This window comes from Amycolatopsis sp. NPDC006131, from assembly GCF_040614175.1.
GTDB lineage: Bacteria > Actinomycetota > Actinomycetes > Mycobacteriales > Pseudonocardiaceae > Amycolatopsis_E > Amycolatopsis_E tucumanensis.
Window position 1 is genome coordinate 40,128 of sequence record NZ_JBEXTX010000007.1, and the last position, 19,059, is coordinate 59,186.

The following is a 19,059-nucleotide window of genomic DNA, read 5'->3' on the forward strand; positions in this document are numbered from 1 at the left end:
GATCAGCGCACCACCACGACGTGCTCCCCGCGCGGGACGAACTCGCCGATCACCGGGGCGCCCGGGATCTCGCCTGCCAGCAGGAGGCCGCCCGAGGTCTGGGCGTCGGCCAGGAGCAGGGCCTCCTCCTCGGCCACCGCGGACAGGTCGGTGTGCGGCCGCACCCAGTCGAGGTTGCGCCGCGTGCCGCCGCTGACGTAGCCCTCGGCCAGCGCCGCCCGTGCGCCGTCCACATAGGACACCGCGGCGGAGTTCACGACGGCCGTCACCCCGCTGGCGCGCGCCATCTTGTACAGGTGCCCGAGCAGGCCGAAGCCGGTCACGTCGGTGGCCGCGGTGATGCCGGCGTCCAGCGCGGCACTGGCGGCCGGGGCGTTCAGCGTGGTCATCACCTCGATCGCCTCCGGAAAGCGCTCCCCGGTCGCCTTGTGCCGCGAGTTCAGCACCCCGATGCCGAGCGGCTTGGTCAGCGACAACGCCATCCCCGGCCGGGCGGAATCGTTGCGCAGCAGGCGGTCCGGATCGCCGACGCCGGTGACCGCGAGCCCGTACTTCGGCTCCGGGTCGTCCACGCTGTGCCCGCCCGCGAGGTGGCACCCCGCGTCGGCGCAGATGTCCGCCCCGCCGCGCAGCGCCTCCGCCGCCAGCTCGAAGGGCAGCACCTCCCGCGGCCAGCCGAGCAGGTTCACCGCCACCACCGGGCGGCCGCCCATCGCGTAGACGTCGGACAACGCGTTGGCCGCCGCGATGCGCCCCCAGTCGTAGGCGTCGTCGACGACGGGCGTGAAGAAGTCCGTGGTGGCGATCAACGCGAGCCCGCCGGAGATCCGCACCGCGGCCGCGTCGTCGCCGTCGTCCAGGCCGACCAGCAGTTCGCCTGCCGGATCGGCGGGCTGCCTGCCGACCAGCCCGCGCACCACGTCCTCCAGCTCGCCCGGCGGGATCTTGCACGCGCACCCGCCGCCGTGCGCGTACTGCGTCAGTCGATGGCCCATGCCCACATCGTGCCGCGTTCGTGCTGCGCGGGCCGCGTGAAGTTGCGATCATGGGGTGTCCCCCGAGGAGGCGTATCCGGTCTGGTGACCGGCGCGGTCTTCAAAACCGTTGGGCGGCAGCCGCTGTCGCCGGCGGGTTCGATTCCCGTCCGCCTCCGCCACCCAGGGAGGAGCGAGGAGTGACGGACCCCCGTCGCCGCGTGCCGCGGACCGACGTGCTGCTCGCGCACCCGCGCCTGGCCGAGGCGGAGCGCGTGCTCGGCCGCGCCCTGGTCAAGGCCGCGGTCGTGGCGGCGCAGGACCGGGCGCGCGCCGGGGAGATCGAGCCGGAGCAGGTGGCCGAGCAGGCCATCGCGGCGCTGCCGTCGTCCGCGACCACGCTGCGGCCGGTGGTGAACGCGACCGGGGTAGTCGTGCACACCAACCTCGGCCGGGCGCCGCTGTCGCAGGCGGCGCTGGACGCCGTGGTCACCGCGGGGCGCAGCACGGACGTCGAGTTCGACCTCGCCACCGGCCGCCGGGCCCGCCGCGGCCGTGGCGCGCTGGCCGCGCTCGCCGAGGCGGTGCCGGCCGCGGGCGGGGTGCACGTGGTGAACAACAACGCCGCGGCGCTGCTGCTGGCCGCGCTCGCGCTGGCGCCCGGCAAGGAGATCGTGATCAGCCGCGGCGAGCTGGTCGAGATCGGCGACGGGTTCCGCATCCCGGAGCTGCTGGCGTCCACCGGCGCGCGGCTGCGCGAGGTCGGCACCACGAACCGGACGAGCCTGCGTGACTACTCCGCGGCGCTCGGCCCGGACACCGGCTTCGTGCTGAAGGTGCACCCGTCGAACTTCCGCGTCACCGGCTTCACCGCGGAGGCGTCGGTGCGCGAGCTCGCCACGCTGGACGTGCCGCTGGTCGTCGACATCGGGTCCGGACTGCTCGCTCCGCACCCGGTCCTGCCGGACGAGCCGGACGCCACCACGGTCCTGCGCGACGGCGCCGACCTGGTGACCGCGAGCGGTGACAAGCTGCTCGGCGGCCCGCAGGCCGGGCTGCTGCTGGGCTCGGCCGAGCTGGTGGAGCGGCTGCGCAGGCATCCCGCCGCCCGGGCGCTGCGGGTCGACAAGCTGACTCTCGCCGCGCTGGAGGCGACCTTGCGCGGGCCCGAACCGCCGGTCGCGCGGGCCCTGGTCGCCGACGTGGCGGAACTGCGCCGGAGGGCGGACGCGCTGGCCTCGCGGATTCCCGGTGCGAGCGTGGTGTCGTGCCGTTCGGCGGTCGGTGGCGGCGGCGCGCCCGGGGTTGAGCTGCCGTCGGTCGCGGTGAGCCTGCCGGAGTCGTTGGCGGAGCCGCTGCGCACCGGGACGCCGTCGGTGGTGGGCCGGGTCGAGCACGGCCGGTGCCTGCTGGACCTGCGCACGGTGGGCCCGGACGAGGACGAACTGCTGCTCGCGGCGGTGCGCGCGTGTACGTCGTAGCGACCGCGGGGCACGTGGACCATGGCAAGTCGACGCTGGTCGAGCGGCTCACCGGCACCTGGCCGGACCGCCTGGCGGAGGAGCAGCGCCGCGGGCTGACGATCGAGCTGGGGTTCGCCTGGACGGAGATCGACGGGCGGCGGCTCGCGTTCGTGGACGTGCCGGGGCACGAGCGGTTCGTGCCGAACATGCTCGCCGGGGTCGGCCCGGTGCCCGCCGTGGTGTTCGTCGTCGCCGCGGACGAGGGGTGGATGCCGCAGTCGGCGGAACACCTGGCGGCGCTCGACGCGCTCGGCGTCCGGCACGCGCTGCTCGTCGTGACCAAGGCCGACCTCGCCGATCCCGGGCCCGCGACCGCGGAAGCGCTTTCCCACCTGGCGGTCCTCGGGAGCTGCGACGTGGTGTCGATCGGGCGCGGCGGGGACCTGGAGCCGGTGCGCAGGGCGTTGTGCGCGCTCGTCGACCGGCTGCCCGCGCCGGATCCGGCGGCGGACGTGCGGCTGTGGGTGGACCGGGCGTTCACGGTGCGCGGCGCGGGCACGGTGGTGACCGGGACGCTCGCCGGCGGCACCCTGCGTGCGGGGGACGAGCTGGAGCTGGCCGGGGAGCGGGTGACCGTGCGCGGGCTGCAGTCGCTCGGCGCGGCCGAAACCGAGGTGACCGCGGTGGCGCGGGTCGCGGTGAACCTGCGCGGGGTGGACCGCGACCGGGTGCGGCGCGGGGACGCGCTGCTGACGCCGGGGGCGTGGGTGCACACCTCGGAGGTGGACGTCGCGGTGCGCGCGCAGGGGGAGCTGCACCGGGAGCTGGTGCTGCACCTCGGCGCGGCGGCGGTACCGGTGCACGTCCGTCCACTCGGGACGGACGCGGCGCGGCTGCGGTTGCGGGAACCGTTGCCGTTGCGCATCGGGGACACCGGACTGCTGCGGGACCCCGGCGAGCACCGGATCGCGGCCGGGATCACGGTGCTGGACGTGCGGCCGCCGCCGCTGCGGCGTCGTGGTGCGGCGCGTGCGCGGGCGGTGGAGCTGGCTGCCGGGCGGGTGTTGCCGCCGCCGATCGCCCGCGCGAGCGAGCTGCGGGCGATGGGATTCCCGTTGACGGGCAAGCGGATCGGCGAGTGGGTCGTGGACGACGCGGCCCTCGCGCGGGCGCGCGAGGAGGCGCTGTCGCGCTTCGACGAGTGGTCATCTCGCAACCCCGTCGCGGCCGGGATGCCGGTGGAGGCGCTGCGCCAGGCGGCCGGGCTACCCGCGGCCGAACTCGTGCCGGCCGCGCTGGACGGCACCGGGCTGGTGATCGCCGACGGACTCGTGCGGCGCCCGGGCGCGGGGTTGCCCGCGCCGGTGCTGTCCGCGCTGGCGCGGCTGGACGAGCGGTTCCGGTCGCAGCCGTTCCGCGCGCCCGAGGCCGACGACCTCACCGAGCTGGGGCTGGGCGCGCGGGAACTGGCGGCGGCGGTGCGCGCCGGGCGGCTGACCCGGATCGCCGACGGGGTGTTCCTCGGCCCCGACGCGGTTCCGCGGGCCGCCGAGGTGCTGGGGACGCTGCCGCAGCCGTTCACGGTCAGCGAGGCCCGGCGAGCGCTGGACACGACCCGCCGGGTCGCGGTGCCATTGCTGGAGCTGCTCGACGCCCGCGCGATCACCGCCCGGACCCCGGATTCGCGGCGCCACCTGCGCTGAGCTGCCACGACTCGCGGGTTTCGCTCGGAAGCGTGACGGGTACTCGACTCACGGTGAGGAGAGGAGCTCGTCATGGACACGAACGCCTATGTGGCCTTCCTGGTGATAGGCGCGCTGATCGTCCTGGTCGACGGTCAGTTCGTCTACCACAGCGGGAAGCGGTACCTGGCGAACGGGCAGGGCGAATCGGAATCGGGGGCGTCCATGGCCCGGCTGGTCGCGGTGCTGTTCCACATCGCGACGCTGGGCGTGCTCGCGCTCATCTCGACGATCGACTTCCCCGGCGGCACCACGCCGACGGCGATCGTGGGACGCATCGGCGTGTTCCTGCTGGTGCTGGCGCTGGCCCACGGCATCACCATCGCCGTGCTGTCGCGCCAGCGGGAGGAACAGGTCGTCGAGCAGATCAACACGCGGATGAACGCCCCGCGCCCGGCGGACCACTCGCTCAACGACCCGGTCGTCTCGCCGGTGCCCGGGCAGGAGGGCCGCGACCCGCGGGTCAGCCCGAGCATCGAGAGCGGCACGCCGTACACCACGGACCGGTACTAGGAGTTCAGGCTCCGCACCAGACCCAGGGTCCGGTCCTGCTCCGCCGGTGACCCGGCGAGGGCGGCGGCGAACTCGGTGGCTCCGGCGTCCACGTGACGCCGGAGCTTCCTGCGCGCGGCCAGCGTGAATCGGGTGCTGCGGCCAGGTCGGCGCGATCGAGGGCGCCTGCACGGTCGCGGCGAGTCGACAGTCACCACGGTCCGGGCCCCAGTGCGGCCTCCGCGTCGCTCTCCGGCCACGGTGGCGTCGTCACCGCGACCACCGTCAGCCCGTCCGCGCCCGCCCGGAACTGGAACGCCGTGCCGAGCGGGATCGTCAGGCACACCCCGGGCGCCAGGTCGGTGACCTCCGCGCGCGTGCCCTGCCTGCGCCACATCCGGCCGCTGCCGCCGACGACGTACCAGATCTCCTCCACGGTCGCGTGCGCCACGGCCCGCGACACCTGATCCCGCTCCAGCGCGAAGTGCGCGAAACTCGCCACGCCCGGAAGTGTGCACAGTGGACGGACGGTGGACCCGTCCGGTGCGGTCACCTCGACGGCGTCCGCGAGACGCCTGGTCTGGAACGGTTTCACGACACGGCCTTCCGGTAGCGCCGCGACAGGACCCGCAGCCGTTCGACGAGTTCCGGCGGCCCGGTCACGGTGAAGTCCAGGTCCAGCAGACCCAGGTGCACGGCGATGCTCTGCACGGTGTCCGCGCCGGTGTGCAGCACGCACGTCGTCGCGTCGAGCGCTTCGACCGTGCCCACCGCCGGGTTGATCCGCTCACGCACCACGTCCGCCGGAGCGTGCACGGTCACCTCCGCGCGGTACCGCCACGCCGCCGCCGACACCCCGCGGCGCACCCGGTCGGTCACTTCTTCGGGCAGCTCACGCGGGGTGAACCGCGGGCCGGACGGGATCTTCGGCTCCATCCGATCCACCCGGAACGTGCGCCAATCGCCGCGGTCGCAGTCCCACGCCACGAGGTACCAGCGGCTTCCCCAGTTCACCAGCCGGTACGGGTCCGCCACGCGCCGACCGGTCGTGCCGTCGTGCCCGGTGTAGTCGAACCGCAGCCGCTCGTGGTCGCGGCACGCGGCGGCGAGGAGGCTCAAGGTTTCGGCGCTCACGCGCGGGCCTTCGTTGTCGGCAGGCGCACGGACGGCGTAGGTGCTCAGCGCTTGCACGCGGCGTCGCAAGCGCGACGGCAGGACCTGCTCCAGCTTCGCCAGCGCGCGCAATGCCGTCTCCTCGACGCCGGTGAGGGAGCCGGCCGCTGTGCGCAGGCTGATCGCGACCGCGACGGCCTCCTCGTCGTCGAGCAGGAGCGGCGGTAGCGCGGCGCCCGCGCCCAGCCGGTAGCCGCCGACCGAGCCGCGCGTGCCGTGCACCGGGTAGCCGAGGTTGCGCAGCCGCTCGACGTCGTTGCGGACGGTGCGGGTGCTCACCTCGAGACGTTCGGCGAGTTCGGCGCCGGTCCAGTCGCGGGGTGTCTGCAGCAGGGACAGCAGGCGGAGCAGTCGGGCGGAGGTCTCCAGCATTTTTCCGAGTCTGCCGGATCAATAGGAACGAAGTCTTCCTATTGGCCGCCTAGCTTGGTGTCATGACCGAGATCAAGCCCTTCCGCATCAACGTCCCGCAGGCCGACTTGGACGACCTGGCCGACCGCCTCGCCCGCACCCGGTTCAGCGAAGAACTCGCCGACGGCGGCGACGACTACGGCGTGCCGGTCGCCCGCGTGCGTGAGCTGGTCGAGTACTGGCGCGACGGCTACGACTGGCGCGCCTTCGAAGCGAGATTGAACGCCTATCCGCAGTTCACCACCGAGATCGACGGCCAGAACGTGCACTTCCTGCACGTCCGGTCGGCGCGCGAGGACGCGCTGCCGCTGATCCTCACGCACGGCTGGCCCGGTTCGATCGTGGAGTACCTCGACGTGATCGAGCCGCTGTCCCGCGACTTCCACCTGGTGATCCCGTCGATCCCAGGGTTCGGCTTCTCCGGCCCGACCCGCGAGCGCGGCTGGAACCGGTACCGGGTCGCGAAGGCGTGGGCCGAGCTGATGGCCCGCCTCGGCTACGAGCGCTACGGCGCGGTCGGCAACGACGGCGGCTCGTTGATCTCACCCGAGGTCGGCCGGGTGGACCCGGAGCACGTCGTCGGTGTGCACGTCACGCAGATCTTCTCGTTCCCGTCGGGCGATCCCGCCGAGATGGCCGACCTGACGCCCGAGGAGGGTGCCGCGCTGGAGCACCTGCAGTGGTTCTGGTCGAAGATGGGCGCGTTCAACCAGCTGCAGGCCCAGCAGCCGCAGACGCTGGCGCACGCGCTGGCCGACTCGCCGGCCGGCTTGGCCGGGTGGAACGGCCAGCTGCTCGCCGGCCTCGACGACGACTTCGTGGTGACGAACTTGGCGATCTACTGGCTGACGGGCACGACGGCGTCCTCGATGCGGTTCTACTGGGAGGACGCGCAGACGGAACCGCCCGCCGAGCCGACCACGGTGCCGCTGGCGCTGGCCGGCTTCGCGAACGACTTCCAGTCCATCCGCCGCTTCGCCGAGCGCGACCACAAGAACATCGTCAGCTGGCACACCTATGAGGTCGGCGGCCACTACGCGGCGCACCAGGCCGCCGCGGAGCTGGCGCAGGACATCCGGCAGTTCTTCGGCTCGCTCTAGTCGCAGACGGGCCGGACCGCGGGTCCGCGGTCCGGCCGCGGCGTCAGGCGTAGAGCGTCGGCGAGTACAGGCGCGCGTCGTTGCCCACGCCGTCGACCCCGAAGCGGATCGTGCTGTCCTCGCGGAAGTCCTTGTCGCACACGCCCCAGTGGCCGGAGCCGAGGTTGTTCCGGCACGTGCCCTGGCGGTAGGGCGCCCCGTTCAGGTTGTTGTACCAGCGGACCTCGGCCGCTTGCCCGTTCGCCTTCGTGTCGCGGACGTAGAACAGGTCGCCGTAGGGCTGGTAGCAGCCCTCCACCCCGGTGTCCGTCACGCAGTAGTACCAGTAGTTGCCGCTCGGGCCGTTCGAGGCCGTCGCGATGTTGTAGTCCGAAGCCGCGGCCGTTCCCGGGACGAGCAGCGCGAGCACCGCGCCGATCGAGGTGGCCAGGGCAACGAACAACGAGCGTCGCGCACGCATGTGGGAACCCCTTCGCCAGGAATGGGCGCACTGTGTGCCGCCCCCAGTGGCGGAGGACACTATTCGATTGTTGAACGATCCGTCAATACTACGGGTGGCTAGGTCGCGGAACTGGTTGAGCCGGTTGAAGCAGCGTTCGACCATGTTGCGCCGCTTGTAGGTCTCGGCATCGAAGGCGGGTGGTCGTCCGCCGCGTGAAGCTCTGGCGGCGCGGCGGGCGATCTGATCCTCGCGCTCGGGACTGACGAACCGGATCCGCCGATGTCGCATCGCTTGCCGGGTTGAGGGGTGCGAGTAGGCCTTATCCGCGACCATACGATCGGGTCGGCATCGCGGTCTGCCTGGTCTGATTCGGGCGACCGCGATGCCGTCGAGCAGCGGCAGCAGTTGTGGGTTGTCGCCGGCGTGGCCGCCGGTGAGCAGCACCCGCATCGGCCGCCCGCGGCCATCGACGGCGAGGTGGATTGTGGTGCTCAGTCCTCCGCGGGAGCGTCCGAGTCCTTCCCCGTCGACCGCGAGCGCCTCGACGGCGGGGGCGCAGCCCCCTTTTTTCCGGGCGCCCGCAGACGCCACGGAGCGCCGGCGTAGCTTCCACAGAATCGCGTTGAGCACCTGCCGGTGATCCCGCCACCGCCGACCCCGACCCGACACCGGCAACAACGGCTCAATCCGCGGCCGATCCGTCAATACTACGTCTAGTTGCAGACGGCCCCCTGGGCGGCGGAGCCGACCAGACGGGCGTACTTGGCCAGCACGCCGGTGCGGCGCGGGGGCGGGGGCGCTTCCCAGCCGGACCGGCGTTCGGCCATCTCCTCCTCGGAAATCCCCACGTCGAGCGTGCGCGTCTCCATGTCGAGCACGATCGGGTCGCCGTCGCGGACGAAGGCGATCGGGCCGCCGTGCGCGGCCTCCGGGGCGACGTGCCCGATGCACAGCCCGGTGGTCCCGCCGGAGAACCGGCCGTCGGTGAGCAGCAGGACGTCCTTGCCCAGCCCGGCGCCCTTGATCGCGCCCGTCACGGCCAGCATCTCGCGCATCCCGGGCCCGCCGCGCGGCCCCTCGTACCGGATCACCACCACGTCGCCGGGCTGCAGCGTCGGCAGCGCGTCCATCGCGGCCTGCTCGCCGTCGAACACCCGCGCCGTGCCCTCGAACCGCGACGAGTCGAACCCGGCGCTCTTCACCACCGCGCCCTCCGGCGCAAGGCTGCCGTGCAGGATCGTGAGGCCGCCGGTCGGGTGGATCGGGTTCGACAGCTTCCGCACGACCTCGCCGTCCAGCTCCGGCGGCGCCAGCTCGGCCAGGTTCTCGGCCAGAGTCTTGCCCGTCACGGTGAGGCAGTCGCCGTGCAGCAAACCCGCGTCCAGCAGCGCCTTCATCACCACCGGCACGCCGCCGACCCGGTCGACCGCGGTCATCACGTGCCGCCCGAACGGCTTGACGTCGGCCAGGTGCGGCACCCGGTCACCGATCCGGGTGAAGTCGTCCAGCGTCAGCTCGACCTCGGCCTCGTGCGCGATCGCCAGCAGGTGCAGCACGGCGTTGGTGGACCCGCCCAGCGCCATCACGACGGCGATCGCGTTCTCGAACGCCTCGCGCGTCAGCACGTCCCGCGCGGTGATCCCCGCGGCGAGCATCCCGACCACGGCCTCGCCGCTCTCCCGCGCGAACCGGTCGCGCCGCCGGTCCACCGACGGCGGGCTCGCCGAGCCGGGCAGCGACATTCCCAGCGCCTCGGCCGCGCAGGCCATCGTGTTCGCCGTGTACATCCCGCCGCAGGCGCCCTCACCGGGGCAGATGGCGCGTTCGATCTTGTCGACCTCCTCGCGGGAGATCAGGCCGCGGGCGCACGCGCCGACCGCCTCGAACGCGTCGATGATCGTCACCTCGCGGCCGTCCACGTTGCCAGGCAGGATCGACCCGGCGTAGAGGAACACCGCCGCTACGTCGAGCCGCGCGGCGGCCATCAGCATCCCGGGCAGGCTCTTGTCGCACCCGGCCAGCAGCACCGCGCCGTCCAGCCGCTCGGCCTCCATCACCGTCTCCACCGAGTCGGCGATGATCTCCCGCGACACCAGCGAGAAGTGCATGCCCTCGTGGCCCATGGAGATGCCGTCGGAGACGGAGATCGTGCCGAACTCCATCGGGTAGCCGCCGCCGGCGTGCACCCCCTGCTTGCTCGCCTGCGCCAGCCGTTGCAGGGAGAGGTTGCACGGTGTTATCTCGTTCCATGACGAGGCGATGCCGATCTGCGGTTTGGCGAAGTCCTCGTCGCCCATTCCGACCGCGCGCAGCATGCCACGCGCCGCCGCGCGTTCCAGCCCGTCCGTCACGTCCCGCGACCGGGGTTTGAGGTCAGCCATGCTGAGCACCATAGGCCCGAGATCCACTCTCTACACAACGTTGACGACCGAGAACAAGTTGTAGAGAATCGATGTCATGACGACGGTGTCATTCGATCGGCATCCGGATTCCTACCGGCACTGGCGGCTCCGGATCGAGCCGCCAATAGCGTGGCTGGAGATGGACGTCGACGAGCAGGGCGGCCTGGTCCCCGGCTACGAGCTGAAGCTCAACTCCTACGACCTGGGCGTGGACATCGAGCTCTACGACGCCGTCCAGCGGCTGCGCTTCGAGCACCCCGAGGTGCGCGCGGTGATCCTGACCAGCGCCAAGGACAAGGTGTTCTGCGCCGGCGCGAACATCCGGATGCTGGCCGGCTCCCCGCACGAGTGGAAGGTGAACTTCTGCAAGTTCACCAACGAGACCCGCAACGGCATCGAGGACGCCACCGAGAACTCCGGTCAGATCTACCTCGCCGCGGTCAACGGCAGCTGCGCCGGCGGCGGCTACGAAATCGCCCTGGCGTGCGAGAAGATCCTGCTGGTCGACGACAACTCCTCGACCGTCGCGCTGCCCGAGGTGCCGCTGCTCGGCGTGCTGCCCGGCACCGGCGGCCTCACCCGCGTCACCGACAAGCGCCGGGTCCGCAAGGACCGCGCCGACGTGTTCGCCACCCGCCCGGACGGCGTGAAGGGCCGCACCGCGGTCGACTGGCGGCTGGTCGACGAGCTGGTCCCGCGCCAGGAGTTCCGCGCGGTCGTCGAGCAACGCGCCCGGGAACTCGCCGCCCGGAGCAACCGGCCGCAGGACGCGCAGGGCATCGTGCTCGAACCGCTCGACCGCACCGAAGAAGACGACCGCATCACCTACCCCAACACCACCGCCGAGCTGGACCGCGCCGCCGGCGTCGTCACGATCACCGTCCGCGGACCGCAAGCAGACGGCTGGCTGCTCGCCCTGACCCGCGAGCTGGACGACCTCGTCCTGCGCCTGCGCACCAACGAACCCGAGCTGGGCACCTGGGTCTTCCGCACCGAGGGCGACCCGGACGCCGTGCTCGCCGCCGAACGGGAGGTGCTCACCGGCACAGACTGGCTGTCCAACGAGGTCCTGCACTACTACAAGCGCACGCTGAAACGCCTCGACGTCACCAGCCGCAGCCTCATCGCCCTGATCGAACCGGGCAGTTGCTTCGCCGGGGTGCTGCTGGAGCTCGCGCTGGCCTGCGACCGCCAGTACATGCTGGACGGCCCGCCGATCGACGACGAGGACAGCGAGGAACGCGCGTGCCTCGTGCTGTCGGACGCGAACTTCGGCGCCTTCCCGATGGGCAACGGCCTGTCCCGCCTGGAATCCCGGTTCTACGGCGAGCACGACCACCTGGACTGGCTCAAGCGCGAGCGCGACCGGCGGCTGTCCGCGGGCGAGGCCGTCGAGCTGGGCCTGGTCACCGAGGCCCCGGACGACATCGACTGGGAGGACGAGATCCGGATCGTGCTGGAGGGTCGCGCCGCGCTGTCGCCGGACGCGCTCACCGGCATGGAGGCCAACCACCGGTTCGTCGGCCCGGAAACCATCGAGACCAAGATCTTCGGCCGCCTGACGGCCTGGCAGAACTGGATCTTCACGAGACCGAACGCCTCCGGGCCGGAGGGCGCGCTGCGCCGCTACGGCACCGGCCAGAAGGCTTCCTTCGACCGCAAGCGGGTGTGAGATGCCGACCAGGATCGACTACGACGCCAAGATCCCGAACAACGTCGAACTGTCCGACAACCGGAGGCTGCAGCGGGCGCTGGAGGGCTGGCAGCCGAAGTTCATGCACTGGTGGGCCGAGATGGGCCCGGCGCTGGAAACCCAGGGCGTGTACCTGCGCACGGCGGTCAGCGTCGGCCGCGACGGCTGGGCGCACTTCGACCACGTGGTGCCGCAGGACTACCGCTGGGGCATCTTCCTCTCCGAACGCGACCCGGACCGCCGCATCGCGTTTGGCGAGCACCGTGGCGAGCCCGCGTGGCAGCAGGTGCCCGGCGAGTACCGCGCCGACCTGCAGCGGCTGATCGTCATCCAGGGCGACACCGAGCCGGCGTCGGTGGAGCAGCAGAAACTGCTCGGCCTGACCGCGCCCAGCCTGTACGACCTGCGCAACCTCTTCCAGGTCAACGTGGAGGAGGGCCGCCACCTGTGGGCGATGGTCTACCTGCTGCACGCCTACTTCGGCAAGGAGGGCCGCGAGGAGGCGGAGGCGCTGCTGCACCGCAACTCCGGCAGCCCGGACACACCCCGCATCCTCGGCGCGTTCAACGAGGAGACCGCGGACTGGCTCGCGTTCTACATGTTCACCTACTTCACCGACCGCGACGGCAAGTACCAGCTGGGCACGCTGAAGGAGTCCGCGTTCGACCCGCTGTCGCGCACCTGCGAGTTCATGCTCAAGGAGGAGGCGCACCACATGTTCGTCGGCACCACCGGTGTCGACCGCGTGGTGACGCGCAGCGCCGAGCTGATCCGCGAGCACGACACCATGGACATCGCCGCGCACGGCGGCATCCCGCTGGACATCATCCAGCGCTACCTGAACTTCCACTACACCGTCTCGCTCGACCTGTTCGGCAGCGAGACGTCGACCAACGCGGCCAACTACTACACCTCCGGGCTCAAGGGCCGCTGGATGGAGACCCGCCGCAAGGACGACCACCAGCTGACCGAGGACGCGGCGCTGCTGGAGAAACCGCAGGACGACGGCACCTGGACCACCGAGGAGATGCAGAAGATCCTGCTGCTCAACCTCGACCTGCGTGGCGAGTACATCGCCGACTGCTCCTCCGGCGTCAAGCGCTGGAACAAGATCCTCGCCGACGCCGGCATCGACTTCCGGTTCCGCCTGCCGCACCCTGGTTTCAACCGGAAAGTCGGCATAAACTCCGGCCACCACATCACGGCGGACGGGACGATCGTGGACGAAGCGACCTGGGAGCGCAGCCGCAGGCACTGGCTGCCGACCGACGAGGACCTGGCGTTCGTCCGCTCGCTCATGCACCCGGTGTACGAACGGGGCAAGATCGCGAGCTGGGTCGCCCCGCCGCGACAGGGCATCAACGGGAAGCCGTTCGACTACGAGTACGTGTACCTGTAAACCTGCGGAGGGCGGGCGCGATGGTCGAGTTCAACGCCGCGGACTACCTGGTCGACCGGCACGTCCGGGACGGCAACGGCGCCCGCACCGCGGTCGTCACGGTCTCGCGCACGCTGTCCTACGCCGAGCTTTCCGAAGCGGTGCACCGCGTCGCTGGCGGGCTGGCGGACATCGGGGTGCGGCCCGAGGAACGGGTCATGCTGTGCATGGTCGACGGCGTCGAGATGCTCACCGGGATCCTCGGCGCTATGTGCGCGGGGGCGGTCCCGGTGCCGGTGTCGACCATGGTGACCGGTCCCGAGCTGGGCCGGGTGCTCGCCGACTCGCGGGCCAGGGTGCTGTGCGTGTCCGGGGAGTTCACCGCGGCCGCGAAGGAGGCGGTCGAGCTGGCGCCGGAGGTCACCGACGTCGTGCTGGACCGCGCGGACGCCGCCCAGTTCTCCCGGGTGTCCACACACGACTGGACGCGACTGTCCAAAGCAGACCCACGGGAAACGTATGACACGTGGGCGGATTCGCCCGCGCTGTGGCTGTACACCTCCGGCACCACCGGCCAGCCCAAGGGCGCGATGCACCGGCACGCGAGCATCCGGGCGGTGTGCGAGACCTACGGCAGGCAGGTGCTCGGGATCGGCCCCGACGACAAGTGCTTCTCCGTCGCCAAGCTGTTCTTCGCCTACGGCATCGGCAATTCCGCGTTCTTCCCGTTGTCGGCCGGCGCGAGCACGGTGTTCGAGCCGGGCCGTCCGACGCCGCAGCTGGTCGCCGACCGGGTGCGCGCCGAGCGGCCGACGCTGTTCTTCGGGGTGCCGACGTTCTACTCCGCCCTGCTGGCCGCCGACCTGCCGCCGGACACGTTCTCCTCGGTGCGGCAGGCGGTGTCCGCGGGCGAGCCGCTGCCCGCGGTGATCTACGAGCGGTTCCGGGACCGGTTCGGGGTGGAGATCCTGGACGGGATCGGGTCCACCGAGGCGCTGCACATCTTCCTGTCCAACCGGCCGGGCGAGGTGGTGCCGGGCACCACGGGTGTCGCGGTGCCGGGCTACGACCTGGAGATCCGCGACCCGCTCGGCACGCTGATCGAGACCACCGGGCAGCCCGGCGAGCTGTACGTGCGCGGGCCGTCCACCGCGTTCGGCTACTGGAGCCGGTACGAGACGTCGAAGCAGGTGTTCCAGGGCGAGTGGCTGCGGACCGGGGACAGCTACGTGCGCAACCCGGACGGCACGTACACGTGCCTCGGCAGGTTCAACGACATGCTGAAGGCGGGCGGGATCTGGGTGTCGCCCGCCGAGGTCGAGCAACGGTTGCTGCAGCACCCGGACGTCGCCGAGGTCGCGGTGGTGGCGGCGCCGGACTCCGACGGCATCGAGAAACCGGTGGCCTGCGTCGTGCCTGCCGCCGGGCGGGCCGTCGACCCGGACGCGTTGATCGATTTCTGCCGCGAGGGGCTCGCCGCGTTCAAACGGCCACGTGCCGTGGTGGGTGTCGAGGAGCTGCCCAAGACCGCGACGGGCAAGATCCGCCGGAACGTGATCCGCGAGCTGGTGCGGGATTCGCTGCGGCCGGGGGCGCTCACGTGATCGACGGCTACACCGTGGTCGACGCGCACGTCCACGCGCCGCGGCTGAGCACGTTGAAACCGGCGTGGCTGGAGTGGGCGGAGCGGTTCTCGGGCCCGCACGACTGGCGCTCGGCCTACGACGCGGATGGGAACGTCGTGCCCGCGCGGCTGGACGCGTTGTTCGAGGCCGAGGGCGTCGACCGCGCGTTGTTGTTCTGCGAGTACAGCCCGCGCGCGACCGGGATCCAGCCGATCGAGGACAACCTGCCGCTGGTCGCGGAGAACCCGACGCGGTTCCGGCTGGTGGCGAACGTGAACCCGTACCTGCACCACCCGGTGGCGGCCGAGGTGGAGCGGCAGCTGGACCTCGGCGCGGTGGCGTTGAAGATCCACCCCGTGCACGGCGCGTTCTCGCCGGGGGACAAGGAGTTGTACGCCGCGTACCACGTGTGCGCCGAGCGCGGGGTGCCGGTGATCATCCACTCGGGCACGAGCAGCTTCCCCGGCGCCCGCGCGAGCTTCGGCAACCCGGAGCTGATGGCTGACGTCGTGGAGGACTTCCCGTCGGTGCAGTTCGTGTTCGCCCACGGCGGCCGCGGCTGGTGGTACGACGTGGCCGCGTTCCTGGCGCTGGCGCGCGACAACGTGTGGCTGGACCTGTCCGGCCTGCCGCCGCGGAAGCTGCCGGAGTACTACGCGCGGTTCGACTTCACCCGGCTGGCCGGGCGGTTCGTGTTCGGCACGGACTGGCCCGGCGTCCCGGGCGCCGCGCGGAACGTCCGGGCGCTGCTGGAACTGGGCCTGCCGGACGCCGTCGCGCGGGACGTGCTGTCCGGCAACGCCGCGAAGCTCTACCCGGGGCTGGGGATCTAACGCATCGCCTGGTGGAGGCAGAGCCAGTTGCCTTCGGTGTCGGCGAACCAGGCCGCCTTTTCCTTGCCGAGCGTGGCGATGTGCCCCTCGGTGCGCAGGTCGCCGGTGTCGTAGTCGGCGAAGCGCACCCCGCGTTCCTCCAGGTCGCGGACCTCCGCGGAGATGTCTTCGACCTCGAAGCTGAGGACCGTGTTCTCGCTCGGCTTGGTGTCCGGCAGCGGGCGCAGGCCGATCACGTGCCCGGAGCCTGCCTCGAAGTAGCAGGTGCCGTCGGGCCCCGTGTCGGTCTGGCGCAGGCCGAGCTGGTCACCGTAGAAGTGCCGGGCGCGATCGGCATCCTGCGCCGGGAGCATGTGCGTGATGGTCGACTTGGTGAGCATGGCCCGCCTCCTTCACGAGAGCACTAATCGTGCGCCGCGAATTCGCTGGAGGCAACGGGGGTTTCAGCTGGTGCCGTTCACTTCACGCAACGTCCGCATCGCGTCGGCGAGCGCCTGCGAGGCCTCCGGCCCCAGCGGCTCCAGCACACGGCGCCGCAGGATCTCGGCGCACGCCTGGCGCGCCTTTTCCGCCACCTCGCGCCCGTGCTCGGTGAGGCACGCGAACGTCACGCGCCGGTCGTCCGGGCTCGGCTTGCGGGTGATCAGCCCGGCCGCGACCAGCCGGTCCGCCACCTTCGTGAACCCGCCGCTGGACAGCGCCGCCTCGGTGGCCAGGCGCGTCATCGGCATCCGGTGGCCGGGCGTGCGCACCAGCCGCAGCAGGATGTCGAACGGCGCCGGCGCCAGGCCGAACCGCTCGGCGATCTCGCCCATGAGTCGATCCTGCGTGGCGAGGTACCCCTCGATCACGAGGCCCCACCAGGTCACGATCTCGTCATCGCCGGGAGTGGTCACCCCATGACTATACCGACCAGAACTCTTCTCGGAATATATCTTGCTGGCGAGAGGTTCTGCGGGTTAGGTTGAGGCCCCGGCAAAGGAGCAGACGATGTCCATCAAGACGAGCGGCTTGCACCACGTGACCGCGATCGGCGGCGACCCCCAGCGCAACGCCGACTTCTACCTGCGCACGCTCGGCCTGCGCCTGGTGAAGACGACGGTCAACTTCGACGATCCGGGCACCTACCACCTGTACTACGGCGACCAGTCCGGCAAGCCGGGCACGCTGATGACGTTCTTCCCGTGGCCGGACGCGCCCAGTGGCCGCCTCGGCACCGGCCAGGCCACCACGACCGCGTTCTCCGTGCCCGCCGACTCGATCGGCTGGTGGAAGGACCACCTCGCTGAGGCCGGCGTCACCACCGGTCGCATCGCCAACCGGGAGGGCGAGGACGTCCTGACCTTCCGCGACCCGGACGGCCTCCAGCTCGCGCTCGTCGCGCACCCGCAGGGCGACCCGCGCGACCCGTGGGACAACGGGCACGTCCCGGCCGAGCACGCCATCCGCGGCCTGCACTCGGTGACCCTCTCGGTCGCCAAGGAGGACGCGACCGCCGAGATGTTCGGCGAGCTGGGCCTGACCTTCAGCAGCCAGGACAGCAACCGCCTGCGCTTCACCGCCGGCGAGGGCGGGCCGGGCGCGATGGTCGACGTCCTGGTCACGCCGGACGCCCCGCGCGGGCTCGTCGCCGCGGGCACCGTGCACCACGTCGCCTGGCGCGCGCCCGACGAGGAGAGCCAGGCCGCGTGGCGCGAGGAGCTCGTCGACCGGGGCGTGAACGTCACCTCGATCCTCGACCGGCAGTACTTCCGCTCGATCTACTTCCGCGAGCCGGGCGGCACGCTGCTGGAGATCGCGACCGACCAGCCCGGGTTCGCCATCGACGAGCCGCTGCTGGAACTCGGCCGCGCGCTGAAGCTGCCGCCGTGGCTGGAGCCGGACCGCGAGCAGATCGAGCGCGCCCTGCCGAAGCTGGACATCCCGGGCGAGAACAACCGATGACGCTCGAGCACAAGTTCATCGAGGGCTCGCCGGATGCGCCGGTGCTGTTGCTGCTGCACGGCACCGGCGGCGGGCCGGACGACCTGGTGGGTCTCGCGCGGGAGCTGAGCCCGTCGGCCGCGTTGCTGGCCCCGGCCGGACCGGTGTCCGAGCATGGCGCCGCGCGGTGGTTCCGGCGGCTGGCGGAGGGCGTCTTCGACTACGACGACGTCCGCGCCCGCACTGAGGAGTTGGCGTCGTTCGTGCTCGACGCACGCCGGGAGTACGGACTGGACGGACGGCGGCTGGTCGCGGTCGGGTTCTCCAACGGCGCCAACATCGGCGGCGCGCTCACCCTGCTGCGGCCGGACGTGGTGCGGGAGGCGGCGTTGTTCGCGTCGATGCTGCCGGTGCCGGACCCGCCCGCGCACGACCTCAGCGCCACCCGGGTGTTCCTGTCCAATGGGGAACGCGACCCGATGGCGCCGTTGCCCTCGAACGAGCGTTTCATCCAGCTGCTGCGTGAGCGGTCGGCCTCGGTGACGGTGCACCGCCACCACGGCGGGCACCAGATCACGCTGGACGCCCTCCAGGCTGCGCAGGCCTGGCTGACAGCTTAGTTTTTGTCGGTGCCTCCTGCGAAGATCACGGCGACTTCGAGGAGGAACCAATGGGAACGTGGGGAATCGGGCACTTCGACAACGACGAGGCCGCCGACTTCGCGAACGAGCTGGACGACCTGCCTGCCGGTGAGCGCGGGGAGTTGATCCGGACGACGCTGGAGGCGGCGGCGGGCAACTCGGGGTACCTGGAGGCGCCCGAGGGAATGCTCGCGGTGGCGGCGGCCGCGCTCGTGGCGTCCCAGGTCCCGGGCGGCGATCCGGTGGACGACAGCTACGGGCCGGAGGAGCCGATCCCGGTGCTCCCAAGCGAGTTGAGAGCACTGGCGGTGCGCGCGATCGACCGGGTGCTCGCGGAGAAGTCCGAACTGGACGAACTCTGGGAGGCGCCGGACCGCCCGTCGTGGCTGTCGGAGATCGACCGGCTGCGCGAGGTGCTGGCGGGGGCTTGACGCCTCGACACTCGCAGCAGAGGCCGCCGCGGCAGCAGGCGGTTTGCCACTGGGGCGGCCTGCCACTGGGGCGGCCTGCCACTGGGGCGGCCTGCTAGTGGGGCGGCCTGCTAGTGCGGCGGCCTGCCAGTGCGGCGGCTTGCCAGTGCGGCGGCTTGCCACTGGGGCGGCTTGCTACTGGGGCGGCTTGCTACTGGGGCGGTTTGCTACTGGGGCGGTTTGCCAGTGGGGCGGTTTGCCAGTGGGGCGGCTTGCCAGTGGGGCGGCTTGCCAGTGGGGCGGCTTGCCAGTGGGGCGGCCTGTCAGTGCGGCTGCTTGCCACTGGGGCTGCCTGCC

18 protein-coding genes, 1 tRNA gene and 1 pseudogene are annotated in these 19,059 nt (G+C 71.8%); 12 read left to right on the plus strand and 8 right to left on the minus strand.

What is annotated here, in order from left to right; translation table 11 throughout:
- Positions 1-2: 2 nt before the first annotated feature.
- Complete coding sequence (selD, locus tag ABZ215_RS06500; RefSeq protein ID WP_354948216.1) at positions 3-995, minus strand: selenide, water dikinase SelD; 993 nt, start codon at positions 993-995, stop codon at positions 3-5.
- A gap of 66 nt (positions 996-1,061) precedes the next feature.
- Here selD and ABZ215_RS06505 point away from each other — a divergent pair.
- The 4 genes from ABZ215_RS06505 to ABZ215_RS06520 all read left to right on the plus strand — a co-directional run bounded on the left by ABZ215_RS06505 (position 1,062) and on the right by ABZ215_RS06520 (position 4,692).
- Positions 1,062-1,156, plus strand: a tRNA-Sec gene (locus ABZ215_RS06505).
- A gap of 18 nt (positions 1,157-1,174) precedes the next feature.
- Entirely contained in the window at positions 1,175-2,455 is a 1,281-nt protein-coding gene (gene selA / locus ABZ215_RS06510; RefSeq protein ID WP_354948218.1) for an L-seryl-tRNA(Sec) selenium transferase, read from the plus strand.
- Positions 2,443-4,140: a SelB C-terminal domain-containing protein gene (locus tag ABZ215_RS06515; RefSeq protein ID WP_354948220.1), complete on the plus strand. Its 1,698-nt coding sequence runs from the start codon at positions 2,443-2,445 to the stop codon at positions 4,138-4,140. Before selA ends, ABZ215_RS06515 begins: the two co-directional genes overlap by 13 nt.
- Positions 4,141-4,212: 72 nt before the next feature.
- Positions 4,213-4,692: a hypothetical protein gene (locus ABZ215_RS06520; RefSeq protein WP_020417016.1), complete on the plus strand. Its 480-nt coding sequence runs from the start codon at positions 4,213-4,215 to the stop codon at positions 4,690-4,692.
- Positions 4,693-4,882: 190 nt separating this feature from the next.
- On the opposite strand, the gene ABZ215_RS06525 is transcribed toward ABZ215_RS06520, so the two are convergent.
- Both ABZ215_RS06525 and ABZ215_RS06530 read right to left on the minus strand, forming a co-directional pair.
- The gene (locus ABZ215_RS06525; RefSeq protein ID WP_354948222.1) at positions 4,883-5,173 is read right to left on the minus strand and encodes a hypothetical protein; all 291 of its coding nucleotides are present in this window, start codon (positions 5,171-5,173) and stop codon (positions 4,883-4,885) included.
- A gap of 89 nt (positions 5,174-5,262) precedes the next feature.
- Positions 5,263-6,216, minus strand: a complete 954-nt coding sequence (locus ABZ215_RS06530; RefSeq protein ID WP_354948224.1) for a YafY family protein — start codon at positions 6,214-6,216, stop codon at positions 5,263-5,265.
- Between the two features lie 62 nt (positions 6,217-6,278).
- Here ABZ215_RS06530 and ABZ215_RS06535 point away from each other — a divergent pair, with 62 nt between their 5' ends.
- On the plus strand, positions 6,279-7,355 hold the full coding sequence (locus tag ABZ215_RS06535) for an epoxide hydrolase family protein (RefSeq protein ID WP_354948226.1): 1,077 nt from the start codon (positions 6,279-6,281) through the stop codon (positions 7,353-7,355).
- Positions 7,356-7,398: 43 nt separating this feature from the next.
- Here ABZ215_RS06535 and ABZ215_RS06540 read toward each other — a convergent pair whose 3' ends face one another.
- From ABZ215_RS06540 to ilvD, 3 genes and pseudogenes are all read right to left on the minus strand, one after another.
- A complete protein-coding gene (locus tag ABZ215_RS06540; protein WP_020417012.1) occupies positions 7,399-7,815 on the minus strand; it encodes a hypothetical protein in 417 nt (138 codons plus the stop codon).
- A 93-nt stretch (positions 7,816-7,908) separates the two neighbouring features.
- Positions 7,909-8,466: pseudogene (locus ABZ215_RS06545) on the minus strand (IS5 family transposase); the annotation flags it as partial.
- Between the two features lie 44 nt (positions 8,467-8,510).
- Complete coding sequence (gene ilvD / locus ABZ215_RS06550) at positions 8,511-10,178, minus strand: dihydroxy-acid dehydratase (RefSeq protein WP_354948228.1); 1,668 nt, start codon at positions 10,176-10,178, stop codon at positions 8,511-8,513.
- Positions 10,179-10,254: 76 nt separating this feature from the next.
- On the opposite strand from ilvD, the gene boxC reads away from it, so the two are divergent.
- The 4 genes from boxC to ABZ215_RS06570 are packed head-to-tail and all read left to right on the plus strand — an operon-like array spanning position 10,255 to position 15,728.
- A complete protein-coding gene (gene boxC / locus ABZ215_RS06555; protein ID WP_354948230.1) occupies positions 10,255-11,871 on the plus strand; it encodes a 2,3-epoxybenzoyl-CoA dihydrolase in 1,617 nt (538 codons plus the stop codon).
- 1 nt (position 11,872) lies between these two features.
- Positions 11,873-13,291 carry a benzoyl-CoA 2,3-epoxidase subunit BoxB gene (boxB, locus tag ABZ215_RS06560; RefSeq protein ID WP_354948232.1) on the plus strand — a complete coding sequence of 473 codons (1,419 nt, stop codon included), beginning with the start codon at positions 11,873-11,875 and terminating at the stop codon, positions 13,289-13,291.
- A 20-nt stretch (positions 13,292-13,311) separates the two neighbouring features.
- Positions 13,312-14,874, plus strand: coding sequence for a benzoate-CoA ligase family protein (locus ABZ215_RS06565; protein ID WP_354948234.1), 1,563 nt, complete (start codon positions 13,312-13,314; stop codon positions 14,872-14,874).
- The gene (locus ABZ215_RS06570) at positions 14,871-15,728 is read left to right on the plus strand and encodes an amidohydrolase family protein (RefSeq protein ID WP_354948236.1); all 858 of its coding nucleotides are present in this window, start codon (positions 14,871-14,873) and stop codon (positions 15,726-15,728) included. Before ABZ215_RS06565 ends, ABZ215_RS06570 begins: the two co-directional genes overlap by 4 nt.
- Here ABZ215_RS06570 and ABZ215_RS06575 read toward each other — a convergent pair.
- Together ABZ215_RS06575 and ABZ215_RS06580 are read right to left on the minus strand one after the other, a co-directional pair.
- Positions 15,725-16,108 (minus strand): VOC family protein, encoded by a 384-nt coding sequence (locus ABZ215_RS06575; protein WP_020417005.1) that lies wholly within the window; start codon positions 16,106-16,108, stop codon positions 15,725-15,727. The two genes, ABZ215_RS06570 and ABZ215_RS06575, sit on opposite strands and share 4 nt — an antisense overlap.
- Before the next feature lie 63 nt (positions 16,109-16,171).
- Positions 16,172-16,624 (minus strand): MarR family transcriptional regulator, encoded by a 453-nt coding sequence (locus ABZ215_RS06580; RefSeq protein ID WP_020417004.1) that lies wholly within the window; start codon positions 16,622-16,624, stop codon positions 16,172-16,174.
- A 94-nt stretch (positions 16,625-16,718) separates the two neighbouring features.
- On the opposite strand from ABZ215_RS06580, the gene ABZ215_RS06585 reads away from it, so the two are divergent.
- From ABZ215_RS06585 to ABZ215_RS06595, 3 genes are read left to right on the plus strand one after another with little or no spacing between them, the layout of a single operon-like run.
- Positions 16,719-17,672 (plus strand): ring-cleaving dioxygenase, encoded by a 954-nt coding sequence (locus tag ABZ215_RS06585; RefSeq protein WP_237336452.1) that lies wholly within the window; start codon positions 16,719-16,721, stop codon positions 17,670-17,672.
- Complete coding sequence (locus ABZ215_RS06590) at positions 17,669-18,271, plus strand: alpha/beta hydrolase (protein WP_354948238.1); 603 nt, start codon at positions 17,669-17,671, stop codon at positions 18,269-18,271. The genes ABZ215_RS06585 and ABZ215_RS06590 overlap by 4 nt, the downstream gene beginning before the upstream one ends.
- 50 nt (positions 18,272-18,321) lie before the next feature.
- On the plus strand, positions 18,322-18,723 hold the full coding sequence (locus ABZ215_RS06595; protein ID WP_020417001.1) for a DUF4259 domain-containing protein: 402 nt from the start codon (positions 18,322-18,324) through the stop codon (positions 18,721-18,723).
- Positions 18,724-19,059 lie beyond the last annotated feature (336 nt).